The following is a 13,392-nucleotide window of genomic DNA, read 5'->3' as shown; positions in this document are numbered from 1 at the left end:
GTGCGGCTCAAGTGCATCAAGCTGGCGGGGTTCAAATCCTTCGTCGACCCGACCACGGTGAACTTCCCCAGTAACATGGCGGCGGTGGTCGGGCCCAATGGTTGCGGCAAGTCGAACATCATCGACGCCGTCCGCTGGGTGATGGGCGAGAGCTCGGCCAAGAACCTGCGCGGCGAGTCGATGACCGACGTCATCTTCAACGGCTCCACCAGCCGCAAGCCCGTGAGCCAGGCCAGTATCGAACTGGTGTTCGACAACTCCGATGGCACATTGATTGGCGAGTACGCGGCCTACGCCGAAATCTCGATCCGCCGCAAAGTGACCCGCGACAGCCAGAACAGTTATTTCCTCAACGGCACCAAGTGTCGCCGTCGGGACATCACCGATATTTTCCTCGGCACCGGCCTGGGGCCGCGCAGCTACTCGATCATCGAGCAGGGCATGATCTCCAAGCTGATCGAAGCCAAGCCCGAAGACCTGCGCAACTTTATCGAGGAAGCGGCCGGCATCTCCAAGTACAAGGAGCGCCGCCGCGAGACCGAAAACCGTATCCGTCGTACCCACGAGAACCTCGCCCGTCTCACCGACCTGCGTGAAGAGCTGGAGCGCCAGTTGGAGCGCCTGCACCGCCAGGCCCAGGCCGCCGAGAAGTATCAGGAATACAAGGGCGAGGAGCGCCAGCTCAAGGCGCAACTGTCGGCCCTGCGCTGGCAGGCGTTGAACGAGCAGGTCGGCCAGCGCGAAGCCATTATCGGCACCCAGGAAATCAGCTTTGAAGCCCTGGTGGCCGAGCAGCGCAACGCCGACGCCAGCATCGAGCGCCTGCGCGACGGGCACCATGATTTGTCCGAGCGCTTCAATCTGGTGCAGGGCCGCTTCTATTCGGTGGGCGGCGATATTGCCCGCGTCGAGCAGAGCATCCAGCACGGCCAGCAGCGTTTGCGCCAGTTGCAGGATGATCTCAAGGAAGCCGAACGCGCGCGCCTGGAGACCGAGTCCCACCTGGGCCACGACCGCACTTTGCTGCTGACCCTTGGTGAAGAGCTGGACATGCTCATCCCCGAGCAGGAAGTCACCAGCGCCGCCGCCGAAGAGGCCGCCGCCGCCCTGGAAGAATCCGAAAGCACCATGCATGGCTGGCAGGAGCAGTGGGACACGTTCAACCTGCAATCCGCCGAACCACGCCGCCAGGCCGAGGTGCAGCAGTCGCGCATCCAGCAACTGGAAACCAGCATGGAGCGCTTGGCCGAGCGCCAGCGCCGGATGCAGGAAGAGCGTGCGCTGCTGTCTGCCGACCCGGAAGACGCGGCGATCATGGCGCTGAGCGAGCAACTGGCCGAAAGCGAAATGACCCTGGAAGAGCTGGAGGCCAGCGAAGAACAACAAGTGGAGCGCCTGGAGCAGTTGCGCCAGCAGTTGCAACAGGCGACCCAGGCGCAACAGCAGGCCCAGGGCGATTTGCAGCGGCTCAATGGGCGCCTGGCGTCCCTTGAAGCCTTGCAGCAAGCCGCCTTGGACCCGGGCACCGGCACCGCCGAATGGCTGCGCGATCAGCATCTGGCCGAACGCCCGCGCCTGGCGGAAGGCCTGAAAGTGGAAGCGGGCTGGGAGCTGGCGGTGGAAACCGTACTCGGCGCCGACCTGCAAGCGGTGCTGGTGGATGATTTTGGCGGCTTTGACCTGGCCGGGTTTGCCCAGGGCGATCTGCGTTTGCTCAGCCCGGCGGCGGATGGCACGCGGGTGCCGGGCAGTCTGTTGGATAAAGTTGAAGCGGCGATTGATCTGTCGCCCTGGCTGGGCCAGGTCAAGCCGGTGGATTCCCTGGAGCAGGCCCTGGCCCAACGTGGTCAACTGGCGGCCGGCGAAAGCCTGATCAGCCGTGACGGCTATTGGGTCGGCCGGCACTTTCTGCGGGTGCGCCGCGCCAGTGAAGCGCAAAGCGGTGTATTGGCCCGTGGCCAGGAAATCGTCAACCTGATCGCCGAGCGTGAAGAGCGCGAAGCCACCCTGGAAAGCCTGGAAACCCAACTGCAAACCCTGCGCGCCACCCAGCGCCAGCAAGAGACCGGCCGCGAACACCTGCGCCGTCTGTTGCAGGACGAAGCGCGCCAGCAAGGCGAGCTGAAAGCCCAGCTGTCCGCGAGCAAAGCCAAGGTCGAGCAACTGACCCTGCGCCGCACCCGCCTCGACGAAGAGGTTGCGGAAATGGGCGAGCAGCGCGCCCTGGAACACGAACAGATCGGCGAAGCGCGCCTGCAGTTGCAGGAAGCCCTCGACAGCATGGCCCTCGACACCGAACAGCGCGAACTGCTGCTGGCCCAGCGTGACAGCCTGCGCGAACGCCTCGACCGTGTGCGTCAGGAGGCCCGCCAGCACAAGGATCATGCGCACCAGTTGGCGGTACGGTTGGGCTCGCTCAAAGCTCAGCACGCGTCCACCGCCCAGGCCCTTGAGCGTCTGGAGATGCAATCCGAACGCCTCACCGAAAAGCGCGAGCAACTGAGCCTCAACCTGGAAGAGGGCGAGGCGCCGCTGGAAGAGTTGCGCCTCAAGCTCGAAGAATTGCTCGACAAGCGCATGACCGTCGACGAAGAACTCAAGACCGCGCAGATCGCCCTGGAAGACGCCGACCGCGAACTGCGCGACGCTGAAAAGCGCCGCACCCAGGCCGAGCAGCAATCCCAGTTGATCCGTGGCCAACTCGAACAACAGCGCATGGAATGGCAAGCCCTGACCGTGCGCCGCAAGACCCTGCAAGACCAGCTGCTTGAAGATGGCTACGACCTGCACGGCGTGCTCAACACGTTGACCACCCAGGCCAACGAGAAAGACGCCGAGGAAGAACTGGAGCGGATTGCCGCGCGTATCCAGCGCCTTGGCGCGATCAACCTCGCGGCCATCGACGAATACCAGCAACAATCCGAGCGTAAACGTTATCTGGACGCGCAGGACGCCGACTTGGTCGAGGCCCTGGACACCCTGGAAAACGTGATCCGCAAGATCGACAAGGAAACCCGCAACCGCTTCAAAGATACCTTTGATCAGATTAATAGCGGTTTACAGGCGTTATTTCCGAAAGTTTTCGGCGGTGGCAGCGCTTACTTGGAACTGACGGGCGAAGATCTACTCGATACAGGGGTAACGATCATGGCGCGGCCTCCGGGCAAGAAGAACAGCACCATCCATTTGTTGTCCGGCGGCGAAAAAGCCCTGACCGCATTGGCCCTGGTATTTGCCATCTTCAAGTTGAACCCGGCGCCGTTCTGCATGCTCGACGAAGTTGACGCGCCATTGGATGACGCTAACGTTGGACGTTACGCGCGACTGGTTAAAGAGATGTCCCAGACCGTGCAGTTCATCTATATCACCCACAACAAGATCGCCATGGAAATGGCGGATCAATTGATGGGTGTGACGATGCACGAGCCTGGGTGTTCGCGACTGGTTGCGGTGGATGTGGAAGAAGCGATGGCGATGGTGGACGCCTAGCGGCGCAGTTTTTAGCTATAAGCTGCAAGCTGCAAGTGAGTTGGCTTGAGCTTGCAGCTTATAACTTGCAGCTTGTAGCTCACAGTTGGCGTCAACGTACGAAAATGCCATTGCTGAGCGAAGATGCCAATCCAATACATCTTTCGCCAACTGTGCTAATTTAATGTCAATTTTTCGTATGCGTGGGCAAAACGTCAGTCAGAACATAGAGTTGGCGCCACGTTTTAAAGCGGTTTGCACGGTGCTAAACCCCTTATTTTTCAGCATTTTTTATTAGAGGCACGGGATTACATGGAAATCGGTCTGCGCGAGTGGCTGATCGTCATCGGCATTATTGTCATTGCCGGTATTCTTTTTGATGGCTGGCGCCGCATGCGCGGTGGCAAGGGCAAGCTCAAGTTCCGTCTGGACCGCAACCTGTCCAACTTGCCTGACGACGACGGCGGCGCCGAGCTGCTGGGGCCGCCCCGTGTGCTGGATACCCATAAAGAACCGCAACTGGACGAGCATGACCTGCCGTCGATGAGCGCGCCGCTGCGTGAAGCCCGCGAGCCGTCGCCCAAGCGTGGCAAGCGTGCCAGCGCCGCCGTGGCCGAGCCGCATCAGGGCGACCTGAACCTCGACGTCGATGAAGGCCCGAGCTTCAGCAGCCGCGATGATGATTTCCCCGATGAGAATGTCGGCAAGACTGCTGCGCGCCAATCGGTCAACGACCAGCCGGCTGCCGAAGAAGTCTTGGTGATCAGCGTGATCTGCCGCGACGCTGCAGGTTTCAAAGGCCCGGCGCTGTTGCAGAACATCCTCGAAAGCGGCCTGCGGTTTGGCGAGATGGATATTTTCCACCGTCACGAAAGCATGGCCGGTAACGGCGAAGTGCTGTTCTCCATGGCCAACGCGGTCAAGCCCGGCACCTTCGACCTGGACGACATCGACCTGTTCAGCACCCCGGCGGTGAGCTTCTTCCTCGGCCTGCCAGGCCCGCGTCACCCGAAACAAGCGTTCGACGTCATGGTGGCTGCGGCGCGCAAGCTGTCCCAGGAACTGAACGGCGAACTGAAGGATGATCAACGCAGCGTCCTGACCGCCCAGACCATCGAACACTACCGTCAGCGCATCGTCGAGTTCGAGCGTCGCGCCCTGACACAAAAACGCTGAGTAGAATAAGCGCACCAACATTTGAGCAGCTACGGCTGCTCTTTTGCTTTATGAGAGAACACCGATGACCGCCGCCCACACCCGCATCCTCGAACTGCGCGCTGAACTGGATCAGCACAACTACCGCTACCACGTCCTCGACGAGCCGAGCATTCCGGACGCCGAGTACGATCGCTTGTTCCACGAGCTCAAGGCCCTGGAGGCCGAGCACCCGGAGTTGGTCACGCGGGATTCGCCGACACAGCGGGTGGGCAGTGCGGCGTTGTCGGCGTTCACCCAGGTCAAGCATGACGTGCCGATGCTCAGTCTCGGCAACGCATTCGATGAAACCACCATGCTCGAGTTCGATCGCCGCGTGACCGAAGGGCTCGACTTGCCCACCGGCGATCTGTTTGGCGGTGGTGCAGCGGTGGAATACAGCTGTGAGCCCAAGCTCGATGGCCTGGCGGTCAGCCTGGTGTATCAGGATGGCGAACTGGTGCGCGGCGCCACCCGTGGCGACGGCACTACCGGCGAAGACATCAGCGTGAACGTGCGCACCGTGCGCAATATCCCGCTGAAGCTGCACGGCAGCGGTTGGCCGGCGACCCTCGAAGTGCGCGGCGAAGTGTTCATGTCCAAGGCCGGTTTCGAACGGCTCAACGCCGCGCAACTGGAAATCGGCGGCAAGACCTTCGCCAACCCGCGCAACGCCGCCGCCGGCAGCCTGCGTCAGTTGGATTCGAAGATCACCGCGAGCCGCCCGCTGGAGTTCTGCTGCTACGGCGTGACCACCGATCTCAGCGATACCCACATCGGCAACCTGCAACAGTTGCAGAAATGGGGCATGCCCATCAGCCATGAGCTGAAACTGGCCAAGGGCATCCAGGATTGCCTGGAGTATTATCGCGACATCGGCGAGCGTCGCAGCAGCCTGCCGTATGAAATCGACGGCGTGGTATTCAAGGTCAACAGCATTGCCTACCAGCGTGAACTGGGCTTTCGCGCCCGCGAACCGCGCTGGGCCATCGCGCATAAATTCCCGGCCACGGAAGAGTTGACTGAACTGCTCGACGTGGAATTCCAGGTCGGCCGCACGGGCGCCGTCACCCCGGTGGCGCGCTTGAAGCCGGTCAAGGTCGCGGGTGTCACCGTGTCCAACGCCACCTTGCACAACATGGATGAAGTGGCACGCCTGGGCGTCATGATCGGCGACACGGTGATCATCCGCCGCGCCGGTGATGTGATCCCGCAGGTCGTCTCCGTGGTGCTCGAGCGTCGTCCGGAACACGCCCGTGCGGTGCCGATCCCTGAGAGCTGCCCGGTGTGCGGTTCCCATGTGGAGCGCACCCAGTTGGTCAAGCGCAGCAAGGGCAAGGAAACTGTCAGTGAAGGCGCGGTGTACCGCTGCGTCGGCCGCCTGGCGTGTGGGGCGCAGCTCAAGCAAGCGATCATCCATTTTGTCTCGCGCCGGGCCATGGACATCGACGGCCTGGGCGACAAGACCATCGAGCAACTGGTGGATGAGAAGCTCATCGGCTCGCCGGCTGACCTCTACAAGCTCAAGTACGAGCAGATCATCGACCTGGAAGGCTTCGCCGACATTTCCAGCAAGAAGCTGATCACCGCCATCGAAAACAGCAAGACTCCGACCCTGGCGCGCTTTATCTATGCCCTGGGGATTCCGGACGTGGGCGAGGAGACCGCCAAGGTGCTGGCGCGCTCCCTGGCTTCCCTGGAGCGGGTGCAGAAGGCCTTGCCGGAAGTGCTGACGTACTTGCCCGATGTGGGGTTGGAAGTGGCGCACGAGATCCACAGCTTCTTTGAAGACAGCCATAACCAGGACGTGATCGGCGCGTTGCTGTCGCCGGACGAGTGCGGCCTGCAATTGCAGGATCAAGGCGACCTGAGCGCCGAGTTCGCCGCCAGCGCGACCTTGGGCGGTTTGCTCGACAAACTGCACGTGCCCAGTGTCGGCCCGGGTGCTGCGCAGAAACTGGCAGACAAGTTCGGCAGCCTGCAAGGCGTGATCAACGCCGATTGGCTGGACATGCGCCAGGCGCTGCCCGAGAAGCAGGCCAAGGCGGTGCGCGAGTTTTTTGATAACCCCGACAACGCCCGCCGTGCCCTGGCCATTGAGCAGCAGCTCAAGGACTTTGGCATGCACTGGGACAGCGAAAAGAAAGTCGTCGAAGGCTTGCCCGAAGCTGGTCACACCTGGGTACTCACCGGTTCCCTGGAGCTGATGAGCCGTGACGTCGCCAAGGACAAGCTGGAAAGCCTCGGCGCCAAGGTGGCGGGTTCCGTTTCGGCGAAAACCCATTGCGTGGTCGCCGGGCCGGGCGCCGGTTCAAAACTGGCCAAGGCCAGCGAGCTGGGCCTGAAGGTGCTGGATGAAGAGGCCTTTGTTGCCTTCCTGGCCAAGCACCACATCACGCTCTGATAGCGCTTTGTAACGGGAATGCTTGCTGTACTGCGCTGGTTCGCCGTGATTGGCGGACTTGCTGTGCTGGGCTGGTTCGCTTTGATGGACGGACTCATTGTAGTGAGCGGGCTTGCCCCGCGCTGGGGGGCGAAGCCGCCCCAAACGGTCCACCGCGGTATTTCAGGAAGAACGCGGTGCCTGGATTTGGGGCGGCTGCGCCCCCCAGCGCGGGGCAAGCCCGCTCACTACAACGATGTGGAACGATCTCTAGGGGGAAATGATCTAGTCTCTGTCACCCAGGGAGAGACGCCATGTTCCGCTACTTCGAACAACTCAGTTCGCGCATTGCCGCACCGTTCGTGGTCGATACCACGCGCAACGCCAAGGTATGGCAGTGCCGCTGCGGCCAATCCTTGTTCTTTCGCAACAGCCAGTGCCTGGCCTGCCAGGCGCTGTTGGGTTATCAGCCCGGGCAAGGTCGCCTGGCCTCCCTGCAGCCCGGTCCTGTCGAAGGCACCTGGCAGCAGGACGGCAACCTGGAAGCGGGCGCCTTTCGTCGTTGCGCCAACCTCGACACCCCGGCCGCCTGCAACTGGCTGATCCCGGCCCACAGCACTGCGGCGCTGTGCGTGGCGTGCAGCCTCAATCGCACCATTCCCGACCTGTCGATCCCGGAAAACCCCGAACGCTGGCGCAAAGTGGAGACCGCCAAGCGTCGCCTGGTGGCGCAACTCATCAGCCTGGGTTTGCAGGTCGTGCCCAAAAGCGTCGACGAAGACACCGGCCTGGCCTTCGATTTCATCGGCATCGACCTGGAAGGCAACGCGCCCATGACCGGCCATGCCAGCGGCCTGATCACCCTGGACATCAAGGAAGCCGACGACGCCCATCGTGAGAAAGTTCGCGTACAGATGCGCGAACCTTACCGCACCTTGCTCGGACATTTTCGCCATGAGGTGGGGCATTACTACTGGGACCGACTGATTGCCGACAGCCACTGGATCGAGCCGTTTCGCCAACTGTTCGGCGACGAACGCGCCAGTTATGCCGATGCCCTCGATCAGCACTATCAGCAGGGCCCACGTCCCGACTGGCAGCAGGCCTGCGTCAGCGCCTACGCGACCATGCACCCCTGGGAAGACTGGGCCGAAACCTGGGCGCACTACCTGCACATGATGGACGCCGTCGACACCGCCCTGAGCTTCGGCATGAGCGCGCGCGAGATGGACCTGGATTACCAGCCGTTCCCCCTCAGCACCCTCTACGATCCCGAGCACCCGGGCGGCCCGGCGTTCCTGTCGTTCGTCAACGCGTGGATCGAACTGGCCGGTATGCTCAACGAGCTGTCGCGCAGCATGGGCCAGCCGGATTTCTATCCGTTTGTACTGCCACCGGCGGTGATCGCCAAGTTGCACTTCATTCACTTGGTGATCCAGGAGGAGGGCGGCCGGGCGGATGAGGTCCTACAGGCCCAGTGAAATGGCTTTTCTGTGGGAGCTGGCTTGCCTGCGATAGCATCACCTAGGTCCAACTGATACACCGAGGTGCCTGCATCGCAGGCAAGCCAGCTCCCACAGGGGGCGATGTACTGGCTGAGGCCGTGGGCAAGTGCTTGAACCGCCAGATGTTTTTATTCCAGCACCAACGGTTGTAACTTCCGATGAGATCGGTACAATGGCCCCGCTTGCCGAGAGGCAGGCGTCGTTATGGTGACCCCATCGGTCCCCCCGCAACGATTACCCGTGAACCTGGTCAGAGCCGGAAGGCAGCAGCCACAGCGGGAACATTGTGTGCCGGGGTGTGGCTGGTGGGGTTGCCTCCATAACGCTCTTCCCCGCAGTACCTCTTCTGCTTCAAATCAAAAATTCTTTTATTCAGTCATCTGCCAGGTTTATTGCGCAGCACATGACGGCTGTTTCACAACTTTCAATACCCCACTTTACAAGCCAAAACCACCTTGTTAGTTTCCGCCGGCGACTTGTTTCAGAATATGACAATGGCGCGAATTTGATATTGAAGTGCTATCACTTCTTTAACTAACAAGGATGTCTGTGATGAAAAGCCTGCAAGGGTTGCCCCGTCTTATCAGTGCTTCGGTAGGCGCTCCCGGCAAAGCCCGTAACTTGCCCGCCGATGTGCAGTGCATCCAGTATTTATTCAATCTGATCATCCCCAAACTGGGTTTTCCGCTGGCCGAGAACGGCAAGTGCGACGGCCAGTTGGTGCAGTGCATCAGCCAGTATCAGTTCCGTCATCTCAAGTATGCGCATCCCGACGGGGTGATCGACCCCACCGGCCGTACGTTCAACAGCCTGATCGAGGAAGCAGTGAAGGTGCCGGTCAAAGCCTATCCAACCCTGCGCATCCCGAGCTTTCTCAACGTGTTCGGCAACAACCAGGGCGATGCGGTGCAGGCCACGGTCAATGTGTACCTGGATCGCATGCGGGCGATGATCGAGGCTGAGCGGCGCAACCGCCAGTTGATGCTCCAGGCCACGTGCGACGGGGGCATGACCCTCAGTGAAACGGATTTCAAGAACGCCGCCACCCAGTTGGGTAACGGTATTTCGGTGAATATCATCAAGGCTTTCGCCACGGTTGAATCCGGCGGGCGCTCGGGCTTTGGCCCGGCCAAGTTGCCGGTGATCGCCTTTGAAGGGCACCTGTTTCGCAAGTACACCAAGCACATCTACGACCAGGCGCACCCGCTGCTGTCATACCCCTATGTGAGAAAGGCCGGGCCGCAGTGGCAGGTCAATAACAAGGATCAGGTCAAGGCCTGGGAAACCATGGCCACCGCCTTTGCCCTGGATCAGGAAGCGGCGCTGATGTCCGCATCCTGGGGCATGTTTCAGGTGATGGGGTTCAACTTTGCGGCGTGTGGTTACAAGACTGTGTTTGAATTCGCTGCGGCATTAAAGATTAATGCCGGCAGCCAACTAAAGGCGTTCCTGGGTTTTTGCAGCCAGAGCCCGGCGTTGATGAAAGCCATGAAAGACAAGGATTTCGCCGGTATGGCGCGCAACTATAACGGCAAGGATTACGGCATCTATGACCAGCTTATTGAGAAAGCCTACAACGCACTTGAAGGGAAGAAATAAGATGACCCGTTTTCTGGCGATGAGTGTGTTGTCGTTGTGTGTCGTGGCACCTGCGTTTGCCGATGCGCCCGCGTTGCATTCGGGCAAGTACGAAGGTTTGATGCTGGCGGTGACGCCAGAGCATCAGGTAGAGGGCTTCTACGCCGAAGAACTGGGCGAGGGTGTGACCCACAGTTGCGCCTTTTACCTGCAGGGCAAGGCGAATGCACTGACCACCTGGCTCGACGATGCCTACCCAGGCAGCGTGAGTCCGTCTTCCGACGGCGTGACCCTGACCGTTGAGCAGGGCCGCCAGCACCCCGGCTGCATGAGCGTGTTGATGCCGGAGATTGCTACTGGCCTGGACCTGACCCAGACCGCCAACAAGCAGTGGATTGGCCTGGTGACGGTGTCCGCCGACAAGGCCTACCTGCTGAAAACCCCGGGCGCCAAGGTGGCCAAGCGTCCGTATATCGTCAAGGATGATGTGGTTGGCGTGCTGGCGTTCAAGGATGGCTGGGCCCAGGTCGAGTTCATCAATGCCCAGAATCGTTCGTTTATTGGCTGGATCAGCGCGGATCAGTACGCGCGCCTGGCACCTCCGAAAAGCTGATCTCAACAACACACCGCAAAAATGTGGGAGCGCGCCCGCTCCCACACAAGCCCGCTCCGACAGGGGCATGTGTCAACCAAAGGTCTCGCGAAGTAACCCGGCAAACGCATCCCTGGCCAGATGCCGCTGGGTGTCCTTGTTCCAGAACAATAGATTGTCCACCGTCTGCCACTCGTCAAACCGATACGACGCCAGCTGATTGGCCTGCTCATACCGCGCCAGGATGCCTTCCGGCGCCAATGCCACGCCAATCCCCGCGCTTACGCAACCAATGATCGTGCCCCAACTGGCATAGCTGGCAATGTTCGGTCTGAAATCCTGAGGCTTGACCCAGTTTTCCAGCGCTGCACGGTAGGGGCAGCCGGGCGGCCACACCAGCAAGGTGCGCCCAGCCAGGTCGGCGGCGCTGTGGATCGGTGCGCTTGCCGCGCTGGCGATCAACACCAGGCGCTCACTGTAGACCACGCAGTGTTCGAGCTTGGCGCGCTTGCCGCCACTGGCCACCAGCGCCACATCCAGACGGTGGTGTTGCAGGTCGTCGAGCAACTGGCCCCAGGCGCCGGTTACCAGTTCCAGGCAGACCTGCGGGTAGCGTCGGTGATATTCCGCGAGCAATGGAGGCAGACGCCCGCTGGCACTGGACTCCACCGCGCCGATGCGCAGGGTGCCACGGGGGATGGCGTTGGCGTCCACGGCGCGTTTGGATTCGTCCACCAAGGCCAGGATGCGCTCGCAGTACTCCAGGAAAATCTCCCCGGCGGCGCTGATGACCAGCCCGCGCCCGGCACGGATAAACAGCGGCGTGCCCAACTCGCTTTCCAGTTGCTTGATGCGCGTGGTGATGTTGTACGGCACGCAATGCAACTGCACGGCAGCCTGGGCCACGCTGCCGGTTTGCGCGACGGCTCGCACCATTTTCAGTTGGGCCAGTTCCATTGCTCAGTTCCAGTGATTGCAGAAGTCAGAAACGCTTAATTGTCCTACGGATTACCGGGGCCAAGACTGACGGCATTCCTTCTCTGTTTCTGGATGCCTTCGATGAATTCCCCGTCACCCGTCAAGCTTACGCTAGTGGTTGCCAGCGTCATCCTCTGTTGGGCCTATTCGCCAATTGGCGTGCACATGGGGCTGCACAGCTACAGCCCCGGGCAATTGGCCTTGCTGCGGTTTCTGATTGCGTCAGTGTTCATGGGCGGCGTGGCGCTGGTAATGGGCATCGGCCGGCCGCGCCTGTGCGATCTGCCGTGGTTGCTGGTGCTGGGTTTTTTCGGCGTATTCCTGCATCACACCAGCCTCAACTATGGGCAGCAATTCGTCACGGCGGCGGCGTCCAGCGTGCTGGCGCAGTCGGCGCCGTTGTTCAGTGTATTGATCGCGTTTTTCTGCCTGAAGGAGGGCGTCAGCGCTTGGCGTTGGGGGTGCGTGCTGCTGGGGCTGGCGGGCGTGCTGGTGGTGGCCTGGGGTGATCAGGGTGTGGGTGACATCGACCCGCGTGGCTTGTTGATCCTGGTGGCGGCGCTGTCGTGGAGTGTGTACTTCGCCATCCAGAAGCACTTTGCCCACCGCTACAGCCCGCTGACCATGGCGTGCTACATGGTGTGGGCGGGCACTCTGATGTTGTGTAGCAACCTGCCCGGCCTGCCGGCTGCGGTGGTGCAGGCGCCATTGGCGGAAAACCTCGCGGTGCTGGTGTTGGGGATTTTCCCCAGCGCCCTGGCGTACCTGGCCTGGGCGTATGTGTTGAAACACGTCGAGGTCAGCCGGGCGTCGGTGGCGATGTACTTGATTCCGCCCGTGGCCATGCTGATGGCCGCGACGCTGCTTGGCGAACGGATTGCCCTGCCAGTGGTGCTGGGCGGGGTGATCGTGTTGGCCAGTGTGGCGGCGATCAGTCTTGAGGGGCGTTGGGTGCGCGCTCCCCGGTGTACAGCTGGATGATGTCATCGATCTCGCCGGACATTTTCATCCGCAGCAAGGTGCGCAAAATTTGTTGCACCGGCACGTTCGGGTCATTGCGCACCGTGCACCCCAGGCTCTGCTCCTCGATCACCGCGACTTTATGCAAGCGCTGGCCGGGTGCCAGGTTCTGGTTGAAGCGTTCGAGTATCCACTCATTGATGACCGCATATTTGAAGCGACCGGCCACCAGCTTGTGCAGCACCTGTTCTTCGCTGCGGGCGTCGTCACGCATGAGTTGGCCGCTGGCAAACAGCGGGTCGAGGGCGGTGTAGCGATAGCTCAGCACTGTGCCGATCAACTGCGGGGCCAGTTTGTCCAGTTGCACCGTCTGCGCGGGTACATGGGCGCTGACCAGCAGGTTGCGCTGCACAAACAGCGGAACGCTCCAGAGGTAGTCGCCGGGCATATCGTCGACCCAAGCCTGGGCGACATAACAGCGCACATCTATCTCGCCATGCTCCATGGCGGGGGCGATGCGCGCCCGCGCCAGTACGTGGAACTGCGCCGGCTGCCCGACCTGGGTGGCCAGGCTCGACATCAGGTCATACAAAATACCCTGCGCGGGACGGCCATCCTCCAGTTGCACCATGGGCATCGCCCAACTGTCGGAAACCGAGAAGCGCAGCGGTGCAGGCGCTGCAAGGCTGGCCGTGGCAATCATCCATAAAATGCCCAGGACTGCGCGCATATGC

9 protein-coding genes and 1 other RNA gene are annotated in these 13,392 nt (G+C 61.3%); 8 read left to right on the top strand and 2 right to left on the bottom strand.

Features of this window, described 5'->3' with window-relative positions; genetic code table 11:
* From smc to AC3ISR_RS20540, 7 genes are all read left to right on the top strand, one after another.
* Positions 1-3,489 (top strand): chromosome segregation protein SMC, encoded by a 3,489-nt coding sequence (smc, locus tag AC3ISR_RS20570; RefSeq protein WP_463984212.1) that lies wholly within the window; start codon positions 1-3, stop codon positions 3,487-3,489.
* A 291-nt stretch (positions 3,490-3,780) separates the two neighbouring features.
* A complete protein-coding gene (gene zipA / locus AC3ISR_RS20565; protein ID WP_192297138.1) occupies positions 3,781-4,644 on the top strand; it encodes a cell division protein ZipA in 864 nt (287 codons plus the stop codon).
* Positions 4,645-4,708: 64 nt separating this feature from the next.
* Entirely contained in the window at positions 4,709-7,066 is a 2,358-nt protein-coding gene (gene ligA / locus AC3ISR_RS20560) for an NAD-dependent DNA ligase LigA (protein WP_463984213.1), read from the top strand.
* A 293-nt stretch (positions 7,067-7,359) separates the two neighbouring features.
* The gene (locus tag AC3ISR_RS20555) at positions 7,360-8,526 is read left to right on the top strand and encodes a zinc-binding metallopeptidase family protein (RefSeq protein ID WP_463984214.1); all 1,167 of its coding nucleotides are present in this window, start codon (positions 7,360-7,362) and stop codon (positions 8,524-8,526) included.
* Positions 8,527-8,764: 238 nt separating this feature from the next.
* An RNA gene (gene ffs / locus AC3ISR_RS20550) (signal recognition particle sRNA small type) lies at positions 8,765-8,861 on the top strand.
* Between the two features lie 241 nt (positions 8,862-9,102).
* Positions 9,103-10,149 carry an N-acetylmuramidase family protein gene (locus tag AC3ISR_RS20545; protein ID WP_192297135.1) on the top strand — a complete coding sequence of 349 codons (1,047 nt, stop codon included), beginning with the start codon at positions 9,103-9,105 and terminating at the stop codon, positions 10,147-10,149.
* Position 10,150: 1 nt separating this feature from the next.
* Complete coding sequence (locus AC3ISR_RS20540) at positions 10,151-10,741, top strand: hypothetical protein (protein ID WP_463984215.1); 591 nt, start codon at positions 10,151-10,153, stop codon at positions 10,739-10,741.
* A 72-nt stretch (positions 10,742-10,813) separates the two neighbouring features.
* Here the strand turns inward: AC3ISR_RS20540 and AC3ISR_RS20535 are convergent, their stop codons facing one another.
* Positions 10,814-11,677, bottom strand: a complete 864-nt coding sequence (locus tag AC3ISR_RS20535; RefSeq protein ID WP_463984216.1) for a LysR family transcriptional regulator — start codon at positions 11,675-11,677, stop codon at positions 10,814-10,816.
* Positions 11,678-11,779: 102 nt separating this feature from the next.
* Between AC3ISR_RS20535 and AC3ISR_RS20530 the strand changes: the two genes are divergently transcribed.
* Positions 11,780-12,679, top strand: a complete 900-nt coding sequence (locus AC3ISR_RS20530; RefSeq protein ID WP_192297132.1) for a DMT family transporter — start codon at positions 11,780-11,782, stop codon at positions 12,677-12,679.
* On the opposite strand, the gene AC3ISR_RS20525 is transcribed toward AC3ISR_RS20530, so the two are convergent.
* A complete protein-coding gene (locus AC3ISR_RS20525; RefSeq protein WP_192297131.1) occupies positions 12,630-13,388 on the bottom strand; it encodes a substrate-binding periplasmic protein in 759 nt (252 codons plus the stop codon). The two genes, AC3ISR_RS20530 and AC3ISR_RS20525, sit on opposite strands and share 50 nt — an antisense overlap.
* Positions 13,389-13,392: the final 4 nt, after the last annotated feature.

This window comes from Pseudomonas sp. GL_117 (assembly GCF_057835125.1).
The sequence above is the reverse complement of the archived record's forward strand: the minus strand, read 5'-3'. Positions and strand labels throughout refer to the sequence as shown.

Coding starts and splice junctions, on each gene's coding strand:
- AC3ISR_RS20555 (WP_463984214.1), top strand. CDS start 7,360: ATGTTCCGCTACTTCGAACAACTCAGTTCGCGCATTGCCGCACCGTTC.
- AC3ISR_RS20535 (WP_463984216.1), bottom strand. CDS start 11,677: ATGGAACTGGCCCAACTGAAAATGGTGCGAGCCGTCGCGCAAACCGGC.
- zipA (WP_192297138.1), top strand. CDS start 3,781: ATGGAAATCGGTCTGCGCGAGTGGCTGATCGTCATCGGCATTATTGTC.
- AC3ISR_RS20540 (WP_463984215.1), top strand. CDS start 10,151: ATGACCCGTTTTCTGGCGATGAGTGTGTTGTCGTTGTGTGTCGTGGCA.
- ligA (WP_463984213.1), top strand. CDS start 4,709: ATGACCGCCGCCCACACCCGCATCCTCGAACTGCGCGCTGAACTGGAT.
- AC3ISR_RS20525 (WP_192297131.1), bottom strand. CDS start 13,388: ATGCGCGCAGTCCTGGGCATTTTATGGATGATTGCCACGGCCAGCCTT.
- AC3ISR_RS20530 (WP_192297132.1), top strand. CDS start 11,780: ATGAATTCCCCGTCACCCGTCAAGCTTACGCTAGTGGTTGCCAGCGTC.
- AC3ISR_RS20545 (WP_192297135.1), top strand. CDS start 9,103: ATGAAAAGCCTGCAAGGGTTGCCCCGTCTTATCAGTGCTTCGGTAGGC.